This is a genomic window from Salinimonas lutimaris, assembly GCF_005222225.1.
Lineage (GTDB): Bacteria > Pseudomonadota > Gammaproteobacteria > Enterobacterales > Alteromonadaceae > Alteromonas > Alteromonas lutimaris.
In genome coordinates this window covers 2,700,624-2,718,437 of sequence record NZ_CP036536.1, presented here as the reverse complement: position 1 = coordinate 2,718,437, position 17,814 = coordinate 2,700,624, and the positions used below count along the sequence as shown (strand labels likewise).

Genomic DNA, 17,814 nt, shown 5'->3' with positions numbered 1-17,814 from the left:
CACAAAAAACGTTAAACAAAGTTAATGCAGGAACAGAGTATGAGCGATGCATGGTTTCATCTTTTGAATCTGGCCGGGGTGGCGTTTTTTGCCATTTCCGGTGCACTGGCAGCATATGAAAAAGACGTCGATAGTTTTGGGGTGGTGGTACTGGGGAGCATCACCGCCGTGGGTGGGGGCACGCTGCGTGATCTGGTGCTGGATGAAGATGTCTTTTGGGTAGCGAACTCTGATTACCTTTATGCCTGTTATTTAGCGATTATCGTCACCATTGTATTGCTGAGGCTGAGATCGAATTTAAAAGGCTTTTACCTGATGCTGGTCGATGCCATCGGTCTTGGGCTGTTTAATATTATTGGTATAGAAAAAGCCCTCATCAGCGGTGCCGATATGCTGGTAGCGATAACGCTGGGAACCTGTACCGCCATATTTGGGGGCCTGATCCGCGATGTTATTTGTCGTGAAATACCTCTGGTAATGCGCTGTGAGTTGTATGCTACGGCCTCACTCATCGGCGGTGGCGTGTACGCAATACTATTTCATTTCAATGCAGAATATGAGTGGTGTATTGCGGGCTCATTATTCACCACTCTCATTCTGCGGCTCGGAGCATTGAAGTGGGGCTGGCGTATTCCCATCTTTCCGGCTGACATGGAGCAAAAGCAGGAACAACAAAAAGGCAGTTACTAATATTATCTGGCTGACCAGCAGCACCCGATTACTCACCACTGAGGCGTAAAAAAGCTTCTGCGGCTGGTGAGCGGGGGCGGGTGGTGTGAGTCAGACAATACAACGGACGCGGGGCCGGCTGAAGCTGACTGATGACAGGCAGCCGCTTTACGGTATCAATGGCCAGCAGCGGAGCGGCCACCACATCCGGCAACAATGCAATGCCCATACCCGCAGCAATAGCATGGACAATAGCTTCATTGCTGCCCAGGGTAATGGTACGAGACGGTGCGATATAATGCGCATCAAAATACTGGTCGTTGACACTGCGGGTACCAGAACCCGGTTCCCTGACCAGCCAGGTTGCACGCTCAAGGGCCTTTGTGCTCGCCTTCTGCAGTGTAGTGGAACTCCCACAGAACACACTCAGCGACTCACTTTTCCAGTGTTCACAGTGGATCAGCGAATGCGCAATTTTACCTTCCACATAGCCTAGTTCAATATCATTTTGCAGCAGTGCTTGCTCAATATGTGATGAGTTAGCCACATTCAGGGTGATGTCTATATCCGGATGTGCGCGATTAAAATGAGCCAGCAAATGGGTCAGCCAGTAACTGGCTACTGTGGTACTGGCGCCAATGTTAAGCTGGCCGCGGGTAAGTCCGGCGCGGGCTTTTAAATCCTGCTCTGCGGCCGCTTCAATGGCAAAAATGCCGGTAGCATGCTCCAGCAACGCCTGGCCGGCCCCGGTCAGGCGAATAGTTTTGCCTCTACCTGCCCGCTCAACGAGGGCAAGACCAATCGTGTGTTCAAGTTCCCGGACCGCTTTAGAAACCGCTGGCTGGCTGATACAGAGCGCCTCCGCAGCCAGTGAAAAACTGTGCTGGGTAGCCACAGTATAAAATACCCGTAAGCCGTGCAAATTCATTGTATAACCTCAGGTTATTCAAAAGTGAAAATAGTGTATTTGAGTAATGATAAGTCCGGGGATAGAGTCAATGCAACTTTAGCCACTACCGGGCAGCGCCATGACAACACGCTTACTTTCACCTCATAACAAACCCGTAACCAGGTGTCTGATGATACGCCGTGGGCTGGCATTAGTTATGCTGCTGGCCATTGGTGCAATTAGCCTGGCACAACTGAGCTGGTTTTCACAGGCGGGGATCAGTCCGCTGACGCTCGGCATTATCATGGGTATGCTGGTAGGAAATTTAGCCACGGCAGATCAGCTTGTGCGAGTTGACGCAGGAGTGGAATTTGCCAAAAGCCGGATTCTGAAAACCGGCATTATTTTGTTTGGCTTTCATTTTACTTTCAGCGAGATCATCGGGTTGGGCTGGCGCGGCGTGCTCATAGATGTACTCATCATGACCGGCGTGCTGGCTCTGGCGTATGTCACCGGACGCAAACTGCTTAAACTGGACAGGCACACCAGCCTGTTGATTGGCGCAGGCTCTGCCATTTGTGGCGCTGCCGCCATTTTAGCGACTGCTCCGGTGATCAAAGCCAAAGCCGATAGCGTTATCATTGCGGTAGCTACCGTGGTTATTTTCGGCACGACCAGCATGTTTGTTTATCCGTTTATCGGTGCTTATCTGGGGCTATCTGATTACGCCTTTGGTGTGTATGCCGGCTCTACTATTCATGAAGTGGCGCAAGTGGTTGCTGCCGCCAGCGCAGTGAGCCCTGATGCTGCGCAGGTGGCGGTACTGGAAAAAATGATCAGGGTCATGCTGCTGGGGCCGTTTTTAATTGTTCTGGCCATGCTGCCAGCAAAGTCCGCCTCTGCACATACCCCTTCATCGCTCAGAGTAATGTTGGCTCAGATGCCCTGGTTTGCCATTCTTTTTGTACTGGTAATTGGCTTCAATTCATTGATACAGCTCAGTACCGTGTTTACTCATTTTTTATTGTCGCTGGATAATCTGTTGCTAACGATGGCCATGGTGGCGCTAGGCTTAAAAACCCATCTGCAGGTGGTGCGGCAAGCCGGACTAAAACCATTGATACTTGGTCTGACGCTGTTTATTTTTCTGGTTGGCGGGGGCGCTGTAATTAATCAGTTGTTATCCTGAATGTGTAGTTTTTTACCTACACCCAAACGAAAAGAGAAGAAAGTTAGTGAGTTGTTAGTATGCAGGGGGAGCTGACAGTATTGTTTTTTTGTATGAATAACAAACAGTAAAAATATAAATGTCAATAAAAACAATAGGGTATATTTTTTAAAGTATCGCGTAAAGGTGGTATACAAAGCCTTTCTAATGCACTAGTGCTAACTGGCGTGATTCTTTCATTGTTACAGGTTTGAAAATAAACAGAAGGCCATCGATGTGCATTTTTAGCGCTGATGGCGGTGTCTGAATAACAACATTTATTTTTTAGCTTGGAGCACACATGGCAACCTCATCCCGAAATCACATAGGCTGGATAGACCTGGCCAAGGGCATATCGATATTGCTGGTGGTTTTTCACCACGGCATCCAGTCTGTGTATGGCATACCGGGGCTGGAGTTATCCGGCATCACTGCCACCGCAGCCAATATTTATGAGTTGCTGAGCCAGAAACTGGTCCCCATCCGTATGCCTCTGTTTTTTATGATTTCAGGCTTTTTGGTGCATCGTGCTGCTACCCAGTATCAGTGGAAAGAGGTCTGGTTTAAACGGGTGCAGACCATCTGGTATGTCTATGTGTTGTGGAGTCTTATTCAATGGGCCGCAGTCAGTTACATCATGTGGAGTGTGGGCGCTGAAAAGCCAGCCACCGAGACGATGATTTCAAATTATGCCAACGACCTGGGTACTTTCGCCGGACTGACGCTCATTGGTACCAGCAGCCTGTGGTATCTGTACGCGCTGCCTGTTTATTTTATTCTGTGTAAGGTGATGTCGTCACGGCCCGGTTTTGCGATCGGTTTTTTCCTGGCCTGTCATTTTTTAAGCAGTTATTACAATCTGCAATTTCCAACCAGCAGTATTGTAAAAAATGGCATTTTCTACGCCATCGGTGTGTTTTTCGCCCCGGTGCTGTTTCCCATGATCAACAATATCAGCCACAAAGCGTTTTTGTACATCGGCGGTATTCTGGCTGCCAAAGTGGGGCTGGGTTTTATCGGGGTAGATGTTGGGCTGCTCAATACCCTGATGTTTGTCACTATTATGGTGTTTTTTATTAACTGGTTTCAGGAGCACGCCGATATTGCGGTTTTACGCTGGATAGGTAAAAACACCCTGTCTATTTATATCATTCACCATATTCTGCTGAAGCTGCTGGTGTTTGTGCTGGTGCCCATGATGATAAGTGCAGGCTGGTTTAACAATAACGCATTTGCTACCGCGTGGGCCCTGTTTGCACCGGTTGTGGCACTGGTATTCATGACAGCCGGTAGTTTGTTTATCTGGAAATACACGCACAGTGGCGCAGGTAAATATCTGTACGAATCACCACGCAGGGCGGTGGTAGGGACAAATCCGGCCTGAAAAAGTAGCAAATAAATATACACCGGATGTAATGAACTGGCTGAATCTGTAGCACTTTATATAGTAAATGTACTATTTGTCTTCATTATTTGCCTGTAGCATGCTTGATGCTTAAATCTTATGGCTAATTGCAGTATTAGCTGGCAAAGCGCTTACTTTTACCCATAGTTGCTGGGGCAGGAATGACTGATTGATCAGTTAAACTTCGTGCTGATGTGACATTTTCAGGTTTAAGCGTGCTAATTGATTAAGGACGTTAAAAGGCAAATTAATGAACAAAATAATGACAACGGCAGTAGCCGGACTACTGCTGGCTGTAAGTGCTCAGGCCTCAGCCGGCCTGATTGAAAACGGCAGCTTTGAAAGTAATCTGTTGTCTGACAACACTTACAAAACCTTTAAATCGAAAAAAGTCGACGGCTGGTCGGGCAGCAAAATTGAAATCTGGAACAATTTCAATGGTGTGTCCGCGTTTGAAGGCGATAACTTTATTGAACTGAACTCATCAGGCAAAAAAGATTTCAGTATTTTTCAGTCGTTTTCTACCGCTGAAAACCAGAAATATGATTTTGATTTTGCCTATGCAGCCAGAACCAACAACAACGAAATCTTCACCGTTGAGATTCTGGACGATACCAACACGGTGTTGTTTTCCCAGACGATTGATGATCACCTGAAAAACAGCTGGCAGGTATTTGAGGCCACATTTACTGCGGCCAGTGATGTTTCTACCATTCGTTTCAGTGCAGACTATGCCAGTACCGGCACACTGGGCAACTTTATAGACGGCGTACAGGTTGTCTCGGCACAGGTGCCTGAGCCTGCTTCTGTGGCTGTCTTTGGTGCCTCTGTATTATTACTTGGCGCCGCTCGCAGACGTCAAAGGTAAGCTCTTTTGCGTGACAAACAGCAGCCTGCCGGTCAGGCTGCTGTTTTTTCTTCCCGATGCTAATATGTAGCAAAATTGCCGATTAGTGTCCTGTTTCCCGCTTCCCCTCCTGTGTACTATTTCCCCCATAGCAGCACATACTGTGTTGTACTGACTTCCACACGTTATCTGCGGTGGCTACCAGAGGGCTGTAGTATGAAAAATCTTGTTAAAAATATAGTGTTAACGGGTGCCATGATGGTCGCCAGTGCCTCTGCTAGTGCAGGGCTGATAGTGAACGGAAGCTTTGAAAACAATGATATTCGCAACAACTCGTGGAGCTGGTTCAGCTCAGATCAAGTCGATGGCTGGAATGGCAGCAATGTTGAAATCTGGGATAGCTTGCAAAATTTTGCCTCGTTTGATGGCGACCAGCATGCGGAGTTAAATGCACACGGCCCCAATCAGGGCGCCTGGTCTGTTTACCAGAGTTTTATGACGGTGGCGAACCAGTCCTATGATGTCAGCTTTGCTTATGCGTCACGTCGTTCAAGCGGGGAAGCCTTTTTGTTTGAGATACTGGACGACACAAACAATGTGCTGTTTTCACAACTGATTGATGATCATCTGCAAAAATCCTGGCAGGTATTTGAAACCCAGTTTGATGCGGTCAGTTTTCAGTCTACTTTACGGTTTACCTCACAAAACCGTGGCTCATACGGCAACTTTCTGGATGCCGTCGATGTCAGCGCTGCTGAGGTACCCGAGCCGATGACACTGGTCATGCTGGGAGCCGGTTTGTTTGCCCTGGGCTTAAGAGTAAACCGCAAGCCCAAAGACAAAGCGAACTAACTTCACTTTGCCGGGGTAAGCGCGACGGCCCCGGCAATTTTTTATTCAGTAGAGTTTACTGCCCCAGCTTAGTTTGTTTCTTAACACATTAAAGTAGTTGTAGCCTTTAGGATGAACTAAAGACAATTTATCCTTGCTCTTTTGTACCCGTATTTCATCACCCGGCAATACCGGCAACACGATGTGGCTGTCGCAACTGACCTGCAAACTGTCACTGTTCACTTTTGATACCCGCATAGATACCTGAGAATTGGCATCAACCAGAATCGGACGACTGCTCAGAGTATGAGGAAACATCGGCACCAGCGACATGGCATCAAGCCGGGGCATGATGATGGGCCCGCCGGCAGATAAAGAGTACGCGGTAGAGCCGGTTGGCGTGGAAACTATCATGCCGTCAGAGCGCTGACTGAATACGAACTGCTCATCAATATAAATCTCAAACTCCATCATATGCGCCACTTTGCCATGATGCAGCACCACTTCGTTTACTGCGGTATTACTGCTTTTCAGTTTTTCATGGCGATAAACGCCCACTTCCAGTAAAAAGCGCTGTTCTACAATAGCATCCCCATTAAAAATGAGATCCAGCTGTTCGGTAATGTCATCCGGATGAATATCTGTCAAAAAGCCCAGATTACCCCGGTTAACACCCACCACATCGATATCAAACCGCGACAGCACGCGGGCTGCGCCCAGCATACTGCCGTCACCACCTACAACCACTGCCAGATCGGCGTCACGGCCAATGGTCACCAGATTATGTGCGGGCACATCAGGATTATTCAGCTCATGCTGAATGCTTTCTTCAATCAGGATGGTACAGCCTTTCTGGTGAAAAAAATCGATCAGATGATTCAGGGTAGTCTGGGTTTCAGCATGACCGGGTTTACCAATCAGACCAACCGTTTTGTAGGGCATGATGATGCTAACGTCCTTGGAACACTATGTGTTGGACATTAGCATAAAAAAGCGCGAAAAAGAAAGCGTTAGCGGGCGGTCCAGCCACCATCCAGGACCAGTGTCTGGGCGGTGATATTGCGGGCTGCATCGCTGATCAAAAACTGTGCGGTGGAGGCCAGTTCCTCTATCGTGATAAAGGCTTTTTTGGGCATGGGTTTTAGCATAATTTCGTTGATTACCTGCTCTTCACTAATCCCGTTTTCTTTGGCCTGGTCGGCAATCTGCTTTTCAACCAGCGGAGTTTTAACATACGCCGGGCAAATGGTATTCACCGTTATATCTGCTTCGCCTATCTCCAGCGCCAGGGTTTTCGCCAGCCCCAGTAAACCGTGTTTGGCCGACACATACGCTGATTTATATGGTGAGGCGACAAGGGAGTGAATAGAGCCAATATTGATAATGCGGCCAAAATTGCGCGCTTTCATGTCAGGTAAAAACGCCTGTGTCAGCAGCGCAGGGCCAACCAGCATAATGTTAATCAGCTGCTGCCATTTTTGCGCCGGAAATTCTTCCAGTTTAGCCACATGCTGAATGCCGGCATTGTTAACAAGCACATCGACAGGCGTGTCCTGAAGCTGGCCGGGCAGAGCACTGACACTCTCGGCACTGGTTACATCCACCACCACGGCAGACGCACTGAAGCCCTGTTCGCTAAGCTGGGATGCGGCGCTATTCGCTGCATCTTCATTGATATCAGCCAGAATGACATGGTGGCCGGAGGCCGCCAGCGCTGAGGCAATGCCAAAACCGATGCCACTGGCACCGCCGGTAATAAACACATTTAACGAAGACATAAAGATTCCTTTTACTGAGTATTAGAGCGAACGAACGATAGCTTCCACCGCTTTAATCTGCGGCCCTTTTGCGGTGGCATAATGCTTATTGGTGTAACCCCACCAGTCCCAGCATCCCTGAGGATTTAATGGCATAAACAGTGATTTTCGGGTTTGCGGATAGACCACAACCAGTTGGTTGGTATCCGCCCACTGATTAATACCAGTTTGCTCTACATAGGCTGTACCCACCGCATCAGCGTACTGATTACAGCCATGAAAACTGACATGTACCCGGCATTTTTCGCCATCAGCACATGGCTGGGGCACATACGCATAGCCGGTTTCGGCGAGCGTATCGGCATCGCTGCCAGCCACTTTGTGCTGGTTGAACGTAATGATGTCACCGCTTAATTCGGTGGCCGGTGGGTTCAGCTCGCCATACAAAAACTGTAGTGATTCGCCGGCAGCATCATAATCGCAATTGCCAATAAACGGGCTCTGCGAAGTCTGGCAGTTATCGCCGCTGTGTTTAGTAGGAAAGACGTGGGCAAACGGTTTATTTGCAATATATTGCATGTTTTGCTCGCCGACCCAGCCCTGATACTGCCTGGCCAGCATGTCGGTGACACCATCGGCGACCCGGGTATCCCGGGTACCGTGCAATAGCCAGACTTTGTCGCCGGACAGGTTATCCAGCGTCGGAATTTTGCCGTTTTTTGCCAGGTTGGCGGCCTGGGCACTTAGCGCATCAAGATCCGTGTCCTCACTGGTTTTATCGACGCATTCGGCCAGCGCAACAGTGATGTCATTGCGGGCACAGCCATAGGGGCCAGCGCTGATAATTGCAGCACCGTTAACCCAGTCGCTGTGCGCCAGGTGAAACTGGTTTGCCATATACCCACCAGAAGACAGCCCGGACACGGTAATTTGGTCCAGATCCAGGTTCAGTGAGGCGGCATTCACCATGCCAATTCCAAGCAGGGCAGACAGAGTTGCAGACAATGTTTTTTTCATGGGCAGTCCAGGTTAATGCAAACGTTACTGTTCTAAAAAGGTTTTCAGTTGGGGGCCATACTGCTGTATGCCGGCCACGCCCTCAAGATGACCAAGCGTACCGGTTAACTCATCATACTGCACGGGTTTCCCGGCGCCCTGCATATACTGATAGGCTTGTCGGGCCATATAGGGCATCAGCAGTAAATCGGACGAGGCCGGTAAAAACAGGGTGGGGGCAGAAACATTATCCAGCCCTTTGCTCATAGTATCACCGTGACCGGCTACAAAGAGCTGACACGCCCGCACCAGGTACAACAGATGATTGGCATCCATCAGACGGGCCCGTTCACCGGCGCGCTGATTCAGCCAGCTAACAATCGAATGAGGTGTATTGATGTCGTGCAGAGGGCCTTGCTCCAGCGCCTGATAATTCAGCTCGTGACCCTGGGTATTGAAAAAATCCGGATTTAGCGCCTGCTGCGTGATGAGCGCCAGTGAGGCGGTCAGCCCATCAATGGGAGGATCATTTTTGGCATAGTGGCCGTTTTGCCATTTTTTATCCAGTTTGATGGGCGTGGCCCAATGCTCCAGATAGGCTGTGGTCCAGGCGTCACTTTGCCCGGTGCCTATTACCGATACCACCCGCGCCACTTTATCGGGGTAAGTCGCGGCCCAGTCCATTGCCTGCATGGAGCCCATAGACGGGCCCACAACAGCGTGTAAACGGTGAATCCCCAGACTTTCAAGCACCTGCTTTTGCAGATTCACAAAATCACGGATAGTAACCACCGGAAAATCCAGCCCGTAGGGTTTGCCGGTGGCCGGATTGATGGAAGCCGGACCGGTAGTCACTACATGGGGATCGTAAGCAGACAAATTGGCCAGAGAGTCCACGCTGATGACAAAAAAGCGATTGGTATCGATGGCTTTTCCCGGTCCTATGATGGCATCCCAATAACCGGGTTCGGCATCCTGCTCAGTGTATTTACCCGCCGCGTGGGAGGTACCGGAAAAGTAATGGGTGATCAGGATTACATTGTCTTTGTTGTCATTAAGCGTGCCGTAGCTTTCCCAGCCCGCTTTTACCTCAGGCAGGGTGTTGCCAGAGAACAAGGTAAAGTCTGTGGTGGTATAGGTATGCTTTGTAACTAGTGGCAACTCACCGGTACGGGCCTGGCCTGAATCAGACTGAGACGTACCGGACAGGGTCAGCAGCCCGGCGGCAAACAGAGTTTTTAACATGGGTTTTCTCCTTAAAACACACTGAACAGAGCGATTGCCATGGCCAGGCCAATGACCGGCGTCACCAGCGTCAGCGCAGCCATCGCATTATAGGCCGCCTGGTGGGTTTCATGGCAAATAGCCCGTATGGTGGTCACCACGTAGCCATTATGTGGCAGTGTATCCAGCGCGCCTGAAGAAATCGAGACAATCCGGTGCAACTGCTCAGGCTCCACGCCCTGGTCAATGTAATGCGGCGCCACGAGTGGCAGCACAATCACCTGGCCTCCGGACGCCGAGCCGGTCAGCCCGGCGATAACACTCACCGCAATGGCAGCGCCGATAAGTTCATTACCGGGCAGGTGAGTCATAAATTCAACCGTGCTGGCAAAGGCCTGAGTGTCTTTGGCAATGCTGCCAAAACCTACCACCGCAGCAGTATTTCCAATGGCAACCAGCGCACCAGTGGTACCGGCATTGATGGCGCCGGCTAAATTCTGAAAATAACGGTAGTTAATAATCATCAGGCTCAAAACGCCGCCAGACAGCGCGATGATCAGTGCATACTGAGCCAGCGCGTCGTGCAGCAAAAATGACAGAACCAGCACAACCAGCAACGGCAAAATACCGGTCACCGGATGCGGATAATCCCGCTCTGCCATTTGCGGGTCGTGCTCTCTGGCTTCAAAACTTTCACCATTTGCCACCGCTTTGCCAATCATGCGTTTTAACCACCAGTAACCAAAACTGGCCATAAAGATCGCTACCACCAGGCTGACTTCCCAGGCTGCAAACGGACTGGTGCCCAGATATTTGATCGGAATCCAGTTCTGAATTTCCGGCGAACCGGCTGAGGTCATGGTGAAAGTGACTGAGCCAAATGCCAGTGTCGCCGGAATAAACCGGCGGGGCAGGTTGGCATCTTTAAACAGGCTCACCGCCATCGGATACACCGAGAAGGCGACCACAAACAGGCTTACACCGCCGTAGGTCAGTACCGCACAGGCCAGTACCACCGCCAGTACCGCATGCTTAAAGCCAAGCTTGCTGATAATCCAGCGGGCAACCGCATCTGCCGCGCCGGTATCTTCCATAAACTTGCCAAAAATGGCGCCCAGCAAAAACATGAAAAACCAGGCCGCAATAAAGCCGGAAAACCCTTCCATATACAAACCAACAAAATTCGCGTCTCCGGTAAACACCGGTATACCGTTGGTCAGCGCCACCAACAGCGCGCACAGTGGCGCGGCAATAAACAGATTCATTCCCCTGATTGTCAGCACAACCAGAAGTAACAGGCCAGCAATCAGGCCAGTCATACTCAACATTCGGCATTTCCTTTTTTATATTTGATGACTGCACAGCCATATAAAGACAAATGTTATTTTGTCGTTAATCAGCAAGTTATGCCTATAACACCTTCGTACTACGTACTAAGGTACTAGTTACCCGGGCTTACCTTTTAGATTAGATTGATTTGTGAACACAAGTTAACAAGTAGTTAACGTTAATCAGAATAATCAGGGACAACACATGACACGCATAAACCCGAACCCTCATCACCCCCGCCGGCTGACCCACTGTGCCATAGCGGTAACCGGTGCTCTGCTGGCTGCACCGGTAATGGCCCAGCAGACTGCGCCGGTCGGGCCTGAAAAAGGCAAGCTGGAACGCATTGAGGTCACTGCCCGTAAAACCGTAGAAACTTTGCAGGAAGTACCGGTGGCGATTACGTCACTGGGCGCGGCAGAGCTGAGTGAAAAAGGCATCAGTGTGCTCACCGAAGTCCAGCAGTTTTCTCCTAACACCACGTTGCAGACCAGTCGGGGCACTAATTCGACCCTGACCGCCTTTATTCGCGGGCTGGGTCAGCAGGACCCGCTATGGGGTTATGAACCGGGTGTGGGAATTTATGTGGATGATGTTTATATTGCCCGTCCGCAGGGCGCGGTACTCGACTTGCTCGATGTTCAGCGCATAGAAGTATTACGCGGGCCGCAGGGAACCCTGTACGGAAAAAACACCATTGGCGGGGCGGTTAAATACGTAACCCGGGAAATGTCCGGCGAGCCTGAGCTGACCGTCACCGGCACCCTGGGTAGCTACAGTCAGCGGGATGTTAAACTGACCGGTCAGTACCCGCTGATTGAAGATAAAGTGTATCTGGGGTTTGGTTATGCCAATCTTAATCGTGATGGTTTTGGTGAATTTTTAGTCTCGGCGCAACCCGGGCAGGATCGGGAAAACTACAATAAAGATTTATGGGCAGCCCGGCTCACTCTGGAGATACAGGCAACCGATGATCTGTTTTTCCGGTTGGGATGGGATAAAACCCAGGATGATTCCAATGCCAAGGGCGGTTACCGTCTGCTGCCCAGTCTGCGCACCGACGCGCCCCAGCCAGACTCGGTGTTTGACTCATACACCAGCCTGCCCACCACCAATACAGTAGAGCTTGATGGCTACAGCTGGATGGCACGGTATGACATTAACGACAGCATGCAGGTCAAGTATATCGGGTCGCACCGGGAAAGTTATTCACCCACCAACATCGACTTTGACAACACGCAGCTGGATATTTTTGACGTACCGGCGATTTATGAAGATGAAAACGACACCCATGAAGTGCAGTTCAACTATACCGCAGAGACCCTGAAGCTGGTCAGCGGTCTGTATTTTTATGATGGCGAGTCCTGCGGGGTGTTTGATGCTGTGCTTGGCGTGCTGGGCCGCGATTTTGCAGCAGCCGGCATTTTTCCTGAAGGGACGCCGGGTTTTACCCGGGAAGTGTCAGGGTGTAACAACAGCGAAAGCTGGGCTGCTTATGCCCAGGCCAGTTATGATGTAACCGACAAACTGTCGGTATCGCTGGGTGCCCGCTATACCGATGAGGAAAAGCAGGCGGCGGTATTTAACGGAACGGTGCTGTACAACCTGTATCCGCAAAGCGGCTGGATAGACGGCTTTGTGCGTCCTGACGATGTATTTATTCCCCAGGTACTGGGTAATGACACCGACGGTGACGGTGTACCTGATGCGCCGGCGCAGGAAAGCTGGTCCCGCTTCACGCCCAGAGTCGGGGTGGAATATCAGTACAGCCGCGATATGTTGTTGTTTGCCAGTTATTCGCAGGGCTTTAAGTCCGGCACGTTCAACCCGCGGGCAACGGTTAACGAACCTGGCGTGAGTCCGGAGGTGGTTGACTCTTTTGAACTGGGGGTGAAAAGCGATTTGACCGACCAGCTGCGGGTTAATGCCACCTTGTTCAGTTATGACCACAAGGATCGCCAGTATATCGGCATTGAAGGCAACTCCGATGATCCCACAGCGTTACAACAGCGCCTGCGTAATGCCGCTGAAACCGCGGCCGATGGTATAGAGCTGGAAGTGACCTATGTGGCCAGCGACAACCTGTCGTTTGATATTGCCTATGGTTTTATTGATTTTGAGATCAAAGAAAATAACGCGGTTCCGCCGCTTATCGGGCTGGCCAGCACGCCGGAAAACACCCTGAATGTCGGAACAACATATACGCTCGATAGTCAGTATGGTTACTTCACATTCAATGCAAACTACTATTATCGTGATGATTATCTTTTGTTTGAAACCAGCGACCTGATTGAGCAGGATGCCTATGGCATGGTGAATGTCAGTGCCACCTGGGAAAGCACTCAGGGCAACTGGTTTGGCGGAATTCATCTGAAAAACCTGACCGACGAAGAATATCTGGTGGGGGGATATGATTTTGTCACCCGTAATGAAGACGGCAGCTTTGGCCCGGGGCTGGGTAACGATACTACGTTGATTGGCTATTATGGCGACCCGCGAACTGTCCATCTGACCGTCGGCTACCGGTTCTGACCGTCGCCATTATCGGGTTAAAATATTGTATGAAGCCGCCGTCCTCCGGCGGCTTTTGTCTTTGTAGCGGCAGCAATCTGTTGATACACTCATAACATAATGATAACGATACATTGAGTGTAACTATGTCTGTTCCTGTGTTAATTGCCGACGATCATCCCTTATTTCGTGCCGCCATGGTACAGGCAATAAGCACGCAGTTAGGGCCGGATATTTATCAGGCTGATGATTTTGAGCAGGCCCGGCAGGTACTGCGTCAGACTCCCCGGATAGAGCTGGTTTTTCTGGATTTGAATATGCCCGGTGCCGACGGTCTGGCGGGGATTGCCGGCCTGGTGACCGAATTTCCGGATGTGCAGGTTGTGGTAGTGTCGGCGCAGGAAGACCCGCAGGTTATTCATCGCAGCAAAACCATGGGCATAACCGGATTTATTCCTAAATCCACGCCACTGGCAGACATTACCCGGGCTGTGGAATGCATTCTGCAAGGACACGACTGGTATCCGGCCAACCTGCCAGACAGTGAACTGTCGGATGAAGCCAGTCAGTTTACTCAGCGTCTGACCCTGCTTACACCTCACCAGTACAAGGTGTTATCAATGCTCGCCAATGGCCTGCTCAATAAACAAATTGCTTTTGAACTGTCCATTTCTGAGTCCACAGTGAAGCAACATGTGTCGGCGGTACTCAAAAAACTTCATCTGAACAACCGTACCCAGGCCGGCGTGCTGTTTAATCAGCTGCTGGGCAAACGCAGCGCCGGTTAAGCCGGCGATCACAACGCCAGACACTGGCGTAAAGCACGTTTTAGGGCCAGCGGTTTGACCGGTTTAGGCACATAAATCAACTGATACCGGGCAGCTTCTTCGCGTATCCCCGGGTCCCGGTTGGCGGTGTTAAGAATACCGGGAACTGACTGTTGCCAGTAATCCCTTAAAGCGCTTGCCACCTCAGTACCATGACTGCCTCGGTCCAGATGATAATCCACTACCATCAGATCGGGTGCCTGTGGGCACTGTTCCTGTGCGCTGGCCTGACTGTCTGCCAGCGTTACCTGTGCGCCCCAGTTTTCCAGTAACCTTTGCATCGCCCTGGCGATCTGTACATCGTTTTCAATAACCAGAATATGCTTATTGTGTACCGGCAGTTCGCCGGCAAGCAGCGTCTCAGATGACACAGTGGATTGGTGATGTGGTGTGTCGCTGCGGGGCAGGGCCACACAAAAACCGGTGCCAAGACCTTCGGTCGATGTCAGTGATACCGGATGGTGTAGTAAATGGCTGATTCGCTCCACAATGGTCAGGCCCAGCCCCAGTCCCTGACTGGGCGTTTGTTCAAGTTGATGAAACTCGGTAAATATCGCCTCATGCTTATCGGCGGCAATACCCGGGCCAGTGTCATAGACCCACACGGTGATGGTGTTATCCCGGGTACGCCGGCAACCAATCAGGATCTTGCCCTGACGGGTATACCTGACCGCATTTGATAGCAAGTTTTGCAAAATTCTGCGCAGCAGGCGCGGATCGGAATACACCATCACAGAAGTTGGGACATAATCCAGTTGCAGGCCTTTTTGCGCACTGATAATCGTAAACTCCCTGATAAGCGGGGATAGCACCTCGGATAAAGCAAAATGACTGCGTTGAGGCACCAACACACCAGACTCAAGGCGGGTCATGTCCAGCAGCATCGACAGCAGGTTTTCGGCACTTTTCAGTGAGGTAGTCACGCCTTCACTGAGCTCCTGTAATTCACTGCCAACGGTTTTCTGGGCCAGTAAAGAGGCAAAAAGGGTGGCGGCGTTAAATGGTTGCATCAGATCATGGCCGGCTGCGGCCAGAAAGCGTGACTTGCTGTCGTGGGCCTGTTCTGCTTCGGCCCGGGCATGCTGCAGTTCACGGGTTCTTTCCTCCACCCGCACCTCCAGTTCTGCCTTGGCGCTTTCAAGCGCATTCTGAATGGTGATGTAGGCAGTAATATCACTATAGGTGGTGACATAGCCGCCGCCTGGCAGCGGGCTGCCGTTAAGTTCAATCACTCTGCCGTCTGGCTGGTGGCGGATATACTGGTAGCTGTGGCCGGCCTGCATATAGCCAATCCGCTTACTGATTTCACTATCTACGTCGTGTTTTTGTCCCAGCAGCCCGCGCTCAGCGTTATAGCGCAGCAGATCCTGAATGCCGATGCCCACCTGCAGATAGCCTGCCGGATAGGCAAACAAATCCACATAGCGGTCGTTCCAGGCCAGCAGGTTCAGTTGCTGGTCGAGCACACTGATGCCTTGTTGAATATGCTGCACTGACGATTGCAGTAGTTCATGGTTAAACTGAAATGAGTGAGTGGCTTCTTCAACCAAATCAACCAGACGGGCGCCATCAGCCGGTTGTCGTTCGGCCAGTGCGGCAAGCAGGATACGGGCACTGGGCACGCCAACCTGATTCGCCAGCAAATGCTCGGTTTTACCAAGCAGAGCGTCGCTGGCATAGGCACCGGCCTGAGTGCCACTGAGCTGTTGACTGAGCTGGCGATGTTCTGGTCCTTCCAGCACTCTTTCGCTGAGCGCCAGCAAGTCGGCAATATTAACCATTAATGAGGGCGTCCGGACTACACCGGGGTCGGACGACTCCTGCGGCCGGGCCGGGCTTAGCAGGGTGGTGATGATAAACACCAGACAGTTAATAATAAGGCTTATTACAAATGCCATGCCCATCTGAGCATCGGTTGGAGCCTGGTCAAAGTAATAACTGGCTAGCAGGCTGGGGTAGAGCAAACCGATAATCCAGCTGATGAGTCCGGCCAGAATAGCCAGTCCGGCAGCCAGCACCGAGCGTTTTGACCAGTAAAGACCAAACAGCATCGCCGGAAACATCTGCGAAACCAGTGCAATAGCCACAATGCCACTTTTAACCAGGGGGGCCGACTGGCTGATATTCAGGTGATACCAGTAGGCTACCGTCAGTACAACCAGCACAGTCAGGCGACGAATGCTTAGAATACCGCTCGCTTGCATGGCGGTGGCCGCGCGCTTTTGCAAACGGATCTTCAGCCAGAGCGGAGTGACCAGATTGTTGGCAATCATAATGCCTAATGCCAGGGTGGCAACAATGATCATGCTGGTGGTGGCAGACAAACCGCCGACAAAGGCAATCAGGGCAACCAGCGTATTACCGCTTTGCAAAGGCAGCGCCAGCACAAACAAATCTGACGGCACAGTGCGGGTATCCAGCAACAGGCTTCCGGCCAGGGCGATGGGCAGAATAAAGGCGGTAATGGCCAGTAAATAAAGCGGAAACAGCCAGCGGGCTGTGTGCAGTTCGCGATCGGCGTTATTTTCCACAAAGTTCATGTGAAACTGACGGGGCAGAACAAACATGGAGCATACACCCAGCAGAACATGACTGGCATAAATCCAGCCTGCATTATCAGCATAAATAATCTGACTGGCGACTGGGTGGGCCGCTGCCTGCCCGATGATATCCAGCGGTCCGTCAAACAGCTCATAACACACAAACCAGCCCACGATACTCAAACCGGCCAGTTTGATCACAGACTCCACCGCAATAGTGAGCAGCAGGCCCGGATGCTTTTCTTTCAGGCTTAGGCTGCGGGTACCAAACAATATGGCAAACAGCGCCATTAGTGCTGCCACATACAGCCCCATCGTACTGGAACTTTCATCGGCGCCGGGCGCCAGCAGGTTAATGCTTTTGGTTATCGCATCAAGCTGCAGGGCGATATAAGGCACCACGCCGATAAAACATAAAATAGTGATAAGAGCAGCAATAAGATGAGAGCCGTTGTAACGCAGGGCAATAAACTCGGCCAGTGAGCTGATGTTATGCTGGCGGCATAGTGCGCTGATACGCTTTAACACCGGAAACATAAACACCATGACAATAATGATGCCGGTATAGGTGGGCACCACCGGCCAGCCAAACTGGGCGGCCTGTGTGGTGGTGCCAAAAAACGCCCAGGAAGTGCAGTGCACTCCCAGCCCCAGGCTGTATAACCAGGGATGCGCTGCGTTTGGCTCGAGCTTTTTATCGCCGATAAAAGCAATAAAAAACAGCGCAAGCAGATAAACCACTATCACAGCGCTTAATGTCCATATACTGATCATGTTAATAA

The 17,814-nt window shown here is 50.9% G+C and carries 14 protein-coding genes; 7 read left to right on the top strand and 7 right to left on the bottom strand.

The window, feature by feature from the left end:
- The first annotated feature begins 39 nt into the window (after nt 1-39).
- Nucleotides 40-690, top strand: a complete 651-nt coding sequence (locus EZV72_RS11885; protein ID WP_137167450.1) for a trimeric intracellular cation channel family protein — start codon at nt 40-42, stop codon at nt 688-690.
- A 28-nt stretch (nt 691-718) separates the two neighbouring features.
- Here the strand turns inward: EZV72_RS11885 and EZV72_RS11880 are convergent, their stop codons facing one another.
- On the bottom strand, nt 719-1,597 hold the full coding sequence (locus EZV72_RS11880) for a LysR family transcriptional regulator (protein WP_137167449.1): 879 nt from the start codon (nt 1,595-1,597) through the stop codon (nt 719-721).
- A gap of 151 nt (nt 1,598-1,748) precedes the next feature.
- On the opposite strand from EZV72_RS11880, the gene EZV72_RS11875 reads away from it, so the two are divergent.
- The 4 genes from EZV72_RS11875 to EZV72_RS11860 all read left to right on the top strand — a co-directional run bounded on the left by EZV72_RS11875 (nt 1,749) and on the right by EZV72_RS11860 (nt 5,869).
- Nucleotides 1,749-2,747 carry a YeiH family protein gene (locus EZV72_RS11875; protein WP_175405109.1) on the top strand — a complete coding sequence of 333 codons (999 nt, stop codon included), beginning with the start codon at nt 1,749-1,751 and terminating at the stop codon, nt 2,745-2,747.
- Nucleotides 2,748-3,066: 319 nt separating this feature from the next.
- On the top strand, nt 3,067-4,149 hold the full coding sequence (locus EZV72_RS11870) for an acyltransferase family protein (protein WP_137167447.1): 1,083 nt from the start codon (nt 3,067-3,069) through the stop codon (nt 4,147-4,149).
- Between the two features lie 283 nt (nt 4,150-4,432).
- Nucleotides 4,433-5,038, top strand: coding sequence for a DUF642 domain-containing protein (locus EZV72_RS11865; RefSeq protein WP_232364412.1), 606 nt, complete (start codon nt 4,433-4,435; stop codon nt 5,036-5,038).
- 195 nt (nt 5,039-5,233) lie between these two features.
- Nucleotides 5,234-5,869, top strand: a complete 636-nt coding sequence (locus EZV72_RS11860) for a DUF642 domain-containing protein (protein WP_137167445.1) — start codon at nt 5,234-5,236, stop codon at nt 5,867-5,869.
- A gap of 45 nt (nt 5,870-5,914) precedes the next feature.
- Here the strand turns inward: EZV72_RS11860 and nadK are convergent, their stop codons facing one another.
- From nadK to EZV72_RS11835, 5 genes are all read right to left on the bottom strand, one after another.
- Entirely contained in the window at nt 5,915-6,790 is an 876-nt protein-coding gene (gene nadK, locus EZV72_RS11855; protein WP_137167444.1) for an NAD(+) kinase, read from the bottom strand.
- Nucleotides 6,791-6,858: 68 nt separating this feature from the next.
- On the bottom strand, nt 6,859-7,626 hold the full coding sequence (locus EZV72_RS11850) for a 3-hydroxybutyrate dehydrogenase (RefSeq protein ID WP_137167443.1): 768 nt from the start codon (nt 7,624-7,626) through the stop codon (nt 6,859-6,861).
- A gap of 21 nt (nt 7,627-7,647) precedes the next feature.
- A complete protein-coding gene (locus EZV72_RS11845) occupies nt 7,648-8,622 on the bottom strand; it encodes an extracellular catalytic domain type 2 short-chain-length polyhydroxyalkanoate depolymerase (RefSeq protein WP_137167442.1) in 975 nt (324 codons plus the stop codon).
- 24 nt (nt 8,623-8,646) lie between these two features.
- Nucleotides 8,647-9,846 carry an E22 family MetX-like putative esterase gene (locus tag EZV72_RS11840; protein WP_137167441.1) on the bottom strand — a complete coding sequence of 400 codons (1,200 nt, stop codon included), beginning with the start codon at nt 9,844-9,846 and terminating at the stop codon, nt 8,647-8,649.
- Nucleotides 9,847-9,857: 11 nt separating this feature from the next.
- Nucleotides 9,858-11,153: a GntP family permease gene (locus tag EZV72_RS11835; RefSeq protein WP_137167440.1), complete on the bottom strand. Its 1,296-nt coding sequence runs from the start codon at nt 11,151-11,153 to the stop codon at nt 9,858-9,860.
- A gap of 205 nt (nt 11,154-11,358) precedes the next feature.
- Here EZV72_RS11835 and EZV72_RS11830 point away from each other — a divergent pair, with 205 nt between their 5' ends.
- Together EZV72_RS11830 and EZV72_RS11825 are read left to right on the top strand one after the other, a co-directional pair.
- Nucleotides 11,359-13,686, top strand: a complete 2,328-nt coding sequence (locus tag EZV72_RS11830) for a TonB-dependent receptor (protein WP_137167439.1) — start codon at nt 11,359-11,361, stop codon at nt 13,684-13,686.
- A gap of 125 nt (nt 13,687-13,811) precedes the next feature.
- Nucleotides 13,812-14,453 carry a response regulator transcription factor gene (locus tag EZV72_RS11825; protein ID WP_137167438.1) on the top strand — a complete coding sequence of 214 codons (642 nt, stop codon included), beginning with the start codon at nt 13,812-13,814 and terminating at the stop codon, nt 14,451-14,453.
- 8 nt (nt 14,454-14,461) lie between these two features.
- Here EZV72_RS11825 and EZV72_RS11820 read toward each other — a convergent pair whose 3' ends face one another.
- A complete protein-coding gene (locus EZV72_RS11820) occupies nt 14,462-17,806 on the bottom strand; it encodes a PAS domain-containing hybrid sensor histidine kinase/response regulator (RefSeq protein WP_137167437.1) in 3,345 nt (1,114 codons plus the stop codon).
- Nucleotides 17,807-17,814: the final 8 nt, after the last annotated feature.

Coding starts and splice junctions, on each gene's coding strand:
- EZV72_RS11820 (WP_137167437.1), bottom strand. CDS start 17,806: ATGATCAGTATATGGACATTAAGCGCTGTGATAGTGGTTTATCTGCTT.
- EZV72_RS11835 (WP_137167440.1), bottom strand. CDS start 11,153: ATGTTGAGTATGACTGGCCTGATTGCTGGCCTGTTACTTCTGGTTGTG.
- EZV72_RS11825 (WP_137167438.1), top strand. CDS start 13,812: ATGTCTGTTCCTGTGTTAATTGCCGACGATCATCCCTTATTTCGTGCC.
- EZV72_RS11885 (WP_137167450.1), top strand. CDS start 40: ATGAGCGATGCATGGTTTCATCTTTTGAATCTGGCCGGGGTGGCGTTT.
- EZV72_RS11830 (WP_137167439.1), top strand. CDS start 11,359: ATGACACGCATAAACCCGAACCCTCATCACCCCCGCCGGCTGACCCAC.
- EZV72_RS11860 (WP_137167445.1), top strand. CDS start 5,234: ATGAAAAATCTTGTTAAAAATATAGTGTTAACGGGTGCCATGATGGTC.
- EZV72_RS11840 (WP_137167441.1), bottom strand. CDS start 9,846: ATGTTAAAAACTCTGTTTGCCGCCGGGCTGCTGACCCTGTCCGGTACG.
- EZV72_RS11870 (WP_137167447.1), top strand. CDS start 3,067: ATGGCAACCTCATCCCGAAATCACATAGGCTGGATAGACCTGGCCAAG.
- EZV72_RS11850 (WP_137167443.1), bottom strand. CDS start 7,626: ATGTCTTCGTTAAATGTGTTTATTACCGGCGGTGCCAGTGGCATCGGT.
- nadK (WP_137167444.1), bottom strand. CDS start 6,790: ATGCCCTACAAAACGGTTGGTCTGATTGGTAAACCCGGTCATGCTGAA.
- EZV72_RS11865 (WP_232364412.1), top strand. CDS start 4,433: ATGACAACGGCAGTAGCCGGACTACTGCTGGCTGTAAGTGCTCAGGCC.
- EZV72_RS11880 (WP_137167449.1), bottom strand. CDS start 1,597: ATGAATTTGCACGGCTTACGGGTATTTTATACTGTGGCTACCCAGCAC.
- EZV72_RS11875 (WP_175405109.1), top strand. CDS start 1,749: ATGATACGCCGTGGGCTGGCATTAGTTATGCTGCTGGCCATTGGTGCA.
- EZV72_RS11845 (WP_137167442.1), bottom strand. CDS start 8,622: ATGAAAAAAACATTGTCTGCAACTCTGTCTGCCCTGCTTGGAATTGGC.